The sequence below is a fragment of the Massilia sp. UBA6681 genome (assembly GCF_002454935.1).
Classification (GTDB): domain Bacteria; phylum Pseudomonadota; class Gammaproteobacteria; order Burkholderiales; family Burkholderiaceae_D; genus Telluria; species Telluria varians.
Genome location: NZ_DKJX01000021.1, coordinates 1 through 5,366, shown reverse-complemented (window position 1 = coordinate 5,366; position 5,366 = coordinate 1). Strand labels below are relative to the sequence as shown.

The 5,366-nt window shown below is 67.1% G+C and carries 5 protein-coding genes; 4 read left to right on the top strand and 1 reads right to left on the bottom strand.

Translation table 11 applies throughout. The features are described 5' to 3' along the window. The first annotated feature begins 86 nt into the window (after positions 1–86). The 4 genes from mreD to B2R83_RS02580 are packed head-to-tail and all read left to right on the top strand — an operon-like array spanning position 87 to position 4,766. On the top strand, positions 87–605 hold the full coding sequence (mreD, locus tag B2R83_RS02595; RefSeq protein ID WP_027865857.1) for a rod shape-determining protein MreD: 519 nt from the start codon (positions 87–89) through the stop codon (positions 603–605). Between the two features lie 25 nt (positions 606–630). Then, positions 631–2,631, top strand: coding sequence for a penicillin-binding protein 2 (gene mrdA / locus B2R83_RS02590; protein ID WP_292038143.1), 2,001 nt, complete (start codon positions 631–633; stop codon positions 2,629–2,631). A 3-nt stretch (positions 2,632–2,634) separates the two neighbouring features. Continuing rightward, positions 2,635–3,750, top strand: coding sequence for a rod shape-determining protein RodA (gene rodA, locus B2R83_RS02585; RefSeq protein ID WP_292038142.1), 1,116 nt, complete (start codon positions 2,635–2,637; stop codon positions 3,748–3,750). 17 nt (positions 3,751–3,767) lie between these two features. Continuing rightward, a complete protein-coding gene (locus B2R83_RS02580) occupies positions 3,768–4,766 on the top strand; it encodes a septal ring lytic transglycosylase RlpA family protein (protein WP_292038141.1) in 999 nt (332 codons plus the stop codon). Positions 4,767–4,835: 69 nt separating this feature from the next. Here the strand turns inward: B2R83_RS02580 and B2R83_RS02575 are convergent. Beyond that, the coding region (locus tag B2R83_RS02575; protein WP_292038140.1) for an SPOR domain-containing protein at positions 4,836–5,366 on the bottom strand (531 nt) is incomplete at its 5' end.

The window sequence follows — 5,366 nt, the reverse complement described above, 5'->3', positions numbered from 1 at the left end:
ACGCCGCCGGCCGCCGCGCAAGCGCCGGCGCCGGCCGGCACTGCCCCGGCCAGCGCCGTCCGCCCGTCCAACAGGGAGGGCCAATAATGCCCGGTAACCGTCCGCACTACATCCTGCTGCCCGTCAGCCCGCTGTTCATCACCTTCAGCCTGGTGTGCGCCTTCATGCTCAACCTGCTGCCGATGGGCCGCTGGGTCGGCGCGCCCGACTTCGTCGCGCTGGTGCTGGTGTTCTGGGGCATCCACCAGCCGCGCAAGGTCGGCATCGGTGTCGCCTTCGTCATGGGCCTCCTGATGGACGTGCACGACGCCAGCCTGCTGGGCGAGAATGCGCTTGCCTATACCCTGCTGTCCTACCTCGCCATCATGATCCACCGCCGCGTGCTGTGGTTCCGCCTGACGACCCAGGCCATGCACGTGCTGCCGCTGCTGCTGCTGGCGCAGGCGGTGCAGTTCTTCGTCCACTTCACCGCCTCGGGCCGTTTTCCCGGCGTGCTGTACTTCGCCGAGAGCATCGTCGCCGTCGCCCTGTGGCCGGTGATTACCTGGCTGCTGCTGGCGCCGCAGCGCCGCGCGGTCGACCGCGACCATACCCGCCCGATCTGACCGACCGAACCGAGTTTTCTGCGCTGTGACCGAATTCAAGGACAACGACCGCGAGATCCACCTGTTCCGCATGCGCCTCACGGCGCTGGTGGTGCTCGTCTTCATCTGCTTCGGCCTGCTGGTGGCGCGCTTCGTCTGGCTGCAGGTGCTGCGCCACGACCAGTTCGCCGCGCAGGCCGAGGGCAACCGCATCGCGCTGGTGCCCATCGTGCCCAACCGCGGCCTGATCGTCGACCGCAACGGCGTGGTCCTGGCGCGCAACTACTCGGCCTATACGCTCGAGATCACGCCGTCCAAGCTGCAGGCCAACCTGGAATCGACCATCGACGAGCTGTCCAAGCTGGTCGAAATCGACGCACGCGACCGCCGCCGCTTCAAGCGCCTGCTGGAAGAGTCGCGCAGCTTCGCCAGCGTGCCCTTGCGCACCCGCCTGACCGACGACGAGGTGGCGCGCTTCACCGCGCAGCGCTTCCGCTTCCCGGGCGTGGAGGTGCAGGCGCGCCTGTTCCGCCAGTATCCGCTGGGCGAGACCGCCTCGCACGTGATCGGCTACATCGGCCGCATCAACCAGAAGGAGCAGGCCCAGCTCGAGGAAGACGGCCTGGATGCCAACTACAACGGCACCGAGCATATCGGCAAGGAAGGCGTGGAGAAGAAGTACGAAAACCACCTGCACGGCATCACCGGTTACGAGCAGGTCGAGCGTACCGCCGGCGGGCGCGCCGTCCGCACGCTGTCGCGCACGCCGCCGACGCCGGGCAGCAACCTGATCCTGTCGATCGACATCGAGCTGCAGAAGGTGGTCGAGGAAGCCTTCGGCGAGCAGCGCGGCGCGCTGGTGGCGATCGAGCCCGCCACCGGCGACGTGCTGGCCTATGTGTCGCGCCCGGGCTACGACCCGAACCTGTTCGTGGACGGCATCGATACCCAGAGCTGGAACGAGCTGAACACCTCGCTCGACCGCCCGCTGATGAACCGCCCGCTGTCGGGCGCCTACCCGCCGGGATCGACCTTCAAGCCCTTCATGTCGCTGGCCGCGCTCGAAATGGGCTTCCGCAAGCCGTCCGACGCGATCCGCGACGCCGGCTTCTACGTGCTGGGCGGGCACCGCTTCCGCGACGACAAGCCGGGCGGCCACGGCGTAGTCGACATGTACAAGTCCGTGGTGGAGTCCTGCGACACCTATTACTACCAGCTCGGCAACGAGATGGGCATCGATAACATCTCGAACTTCATGAAGCAGTTCGGCTTCGGCGAACTGACCGGCATCGACCTCGAGCACGAGAAGGCGGGCGTGCGGCCGTCCAAGGAGTGGAAGGCGAACCGCTTCAAGAGCCGCGCCGCCGGCAGGTGGCAGGGCGGCGACACCATTTCGATCTCGATCGGGCAGGGCTACAACAACTACACCATGATCCAGCTGGCCCACGCGGTCTCGACCCTGGCCAACAACGGCATCGTGATGAAGCCGCACCTGGTCAAGCTGATCGAGGACGGCGCCACCAAGCAGCGCACCCAGACCGTGCCGAAGGAAACCCGGCGCATCCCGCTCAAGCAGGAAAACATCGACTTCATCAAGCAAACCATGGTGGGCGTGACCCAGGATTCCAACGGCACCGGCCGCCGCGTGTTCGCCAACGCCGGCTACGTCTCGGCCGGCAAGACCGGTACCGCGCAGGTGATCGGCCTCAAGGGCGGCAAGTACAACGCCCACGCGATCGACGAGCGCCACCGCGACAACGCGCTGTACGTCGCCTTTGCCCCGGCCGACAAGCCGACGATCGCGCTGGCGCTGATCGTCGAGAACGCGGGCTTCGGCGCCGCGGCCGCGGCCCCGATCGCGCGCAAGGCGCTCGACTACTACCTGCTGGGCAAGCGTCCGGCGCCGCCGGCCTCGAAGACGGCGCCGGCACCGAAAGCCGCGCCGGCGCCGAAGGCCGCGCCGCCCGCACCGGCCGCCGCGCCGGGCCCGGTCATCCAGGCCGCCGCCGCGGGCGCGCCCGGCGTCCCCGCCACACGAAAGGAATAAGCCATGGCGCACATTCCAGAACGCCGCTCGCTGCGGCGCCGCCTGCGTCCCTATTTCGCGGTCTTCGACTGGCCGCTCGGCCTGGTGCTGTTCGTGCTGATGATGACCAGCCTGATCACCATGGCCTCGGCCGGCGCCGAGTTCCCGGACCGCGTCGAGCACCAGATCCGCAACTTCCTGCTGTCCTTCGCCGTCATGTGGATCGCCGCCAACGTGCCGCCGCAAACCCTGATGCGGCTCGCCGTGCCGATCTACACCTTCGGGGTCGCGCTCTTGATCGCGGTGGCGATGTTCGGCATCATCAAGAAGGGCGCGCGGCGCTGGCTGCACGTGGGCGTGGATATCCAGCCCTCCGAGATCCTGAAGATCGCGACGCCGCTGATGCTGGCCTGGTACTTCCAGCAGCGCGCCAACGCCGGCACCTGGAAGAACTACCTCATCGCGGCGGTGATCCTCCTGATCCCGTTCACCCTGATCGCCAAGCAGCCCGACCTGGGCACCGGCCTGATGGTGTTCGCTTCGGGCTTCTACGTGATCTTCCTGGCCGGCCTGCCGTGGAAGGCCATCATCGCGCTGGGCGTGTCGGCCGCGGCGGCGATGCCGATCGCCTGGTCGATGCTGCACGATTACCAGCGCGAACGGGTGATGACCCTGATCGATCCGACCTCCGACCCGCTGGGCAAGGGCTTCCACATCATCCAGTCCGAGATCGCGATCGGTTCCGGCGGCCTGCTCGGCAAGGGCTACGGCCAGGGCACGCAGGGCGCGCTGGAATTCGTGCCCGAGCAGACCACCGACTTCGTGTTCGCCGTGTATTCGGAGGAATTCGGCCTGGTCGGCAACCTGTTCCTGCTGTTCGTCTACCTGCTGCTGATCGGGCGCGGACTGATGATCGCCGCGAATGCGCCGAACACGTTCACGCGCCTGCTGGCCGGGGCGATCACGATGATGTTCTTCACTTATGCTTTCGTCAACATGGGCATGGTGATTGGTATCCTGCCCGTCGTCGGAGTTCCCTTACCTTTCATGAGCTACGGCGGAACAGCCTTTATTACGCTCGGCCTCGGCGCTGGTATATTGATGAGTATTCAAAGACATCGTAAACTAGTGCAGACGTAATTTAACAAGGACCGCGCATGGCCGTTCCAAGAAAACAACTTGCCACGGTCATCGCACTGGCCATCTTCGCCACCGGCTGCAGCACCACCGACACCGGCGAGCGCAAAAGCTTGATTCCTTTGCCGTGGAAGCATCCCAAGGCGAAGGTTGGCGAACTGCCCAAGCTGCCGCCCGCCAATTCCGGCCGCGGCGGCTACTACAAGGACGACGGCCCCGGCCTGAATCCGCCGGCGGGCCTGATCGACCTGCCCGATGCGGTGGTCAAGGCCGAACCCTATTCGCGCTGGGCCAACCGTCCCTACTCGGTGTTCGGCCAGACCTATACCCCGATCCTGCACCAGGATCCCTTCGTGCAGCGTGGCGTCGCCAGCTGGTACGGCGTGAAGTTCCACGGCCAGAAGACTTCGTCCGGCGAACTTTACGACATGTACAAGATGACGGCGGCGCATCCGACGCTGCCGATTCCTTCCTTCGCACGCATCACCAGCGTCGAAACCGGCAAGTCGGTGGTGGTGCGCATCAACGACCGCGGTCCCTTCCACGCCAGCCGCATCGTCGACGTGTCCTACACGGCGGCGCTCAAGCTGGGCCTGCTGGGCAAGGGCAGCCACGAAGTCCAGGTCGAGCGCCTGTTCCCGGACGATCCGATCCGCATGGCCTCGGAGCGCCGCGTCGCCACTTCCGAAGCGCAATCGGCGCCGCCGGAAATCACCACGCTGATGCTGGAAGACCGCGTGCGCACCGACAGCGCGGCCGTGGCCGAAGTGGTGCCCAAGCTGGTCCCGCGCGGCAGCTTCTATGTCCAGCTCGGCGCCTACAGCCGCTCCGGCACCGCGGAAGCCATGAGCGAAAAGCTGATCGATGCCGGCATCGAAGTCGGCAAGCTCGAAGTGGTGAAGGTGGGCTCGGTGAACCGCCTGTACGGCGGGCCGTTCGGCAGCCGCGAGGATGCGGCGGCGGCGGCGCAAGCGGTGCCGTCCTCGTTTGGACTGAAGCCGATCGTCGTCAAGCGATAAGCGCTTCCAGAGAATCTTTACATCCTACGGAACGCCTGTATTGTTCGGCACCAGGACGTGCCGGACCGATCAGCGGCAGGGACGCAACTGCACCCCGGCGAAGTCGTCGGCAATGCCGGCGACGCGGCTGCGCTCGTCCGGCGTCAGGTCGCGGAACTGCCAGGCCGCGCGCGTACCCTGCGGCCCGCGCGGCAGCACCCGCACCCCGCGCACGCCCTGTTTGCCAAGCGCCGCCACCAGGCCCTGTGCGGCGGTCTCGGTCTTGAACACGCCCAGCGACACCGCCCACCTGAGCGGCGAGTCGCCCTGCATCACGAAGAAGTTCTGCACGCCTTTTTCCTTCAGCTCGGCCACGCGGCGCTCGGCGCCTTCCTTGCCGCCGTTCGGCGGCAGGTAGACCAGGTGGCTGGTGATTTCCTGGAAGGGCACGCCCGTGCGCACGGCGCGTGCGCCCAGGTCGAGGCGGGCGATGCGGGTTTCGAAGCGGCGCGCATCGGCCGCCGCGAAGGCGCCGGCCTGGGTGCAGGCGACCGTCTCTACCTGCGGCGCGGGCGCTGGAACGGGTTCGGCGGGCGGCGCTTCCGGCGCGGCCGGCGCCGC

Excerpts from the sequence above, each read along its gene's own strand:
- mreD (WP_027865857.1), top strand. The coding sequence starts at position 87 with ATGCCCGGTAACCGTCCGCACTACATCCTGCTGCCCGTCAGCCCGCTG.
- rodA (WP_292038142.1), top strand. The coding sequence starts at position 2,635 with ATGGCGCACATTCCAGAACGCCGCTCGCTGCGGCGCCGCCTGCGTCCC.
- B2R83_RS02580 (WP_292038141.1), top strand. The coding sequence starts at position 3,768 with ATGGCCGTTCCAAGAAAACAACTTGCCACGGTCATCGCACTGGCCATC.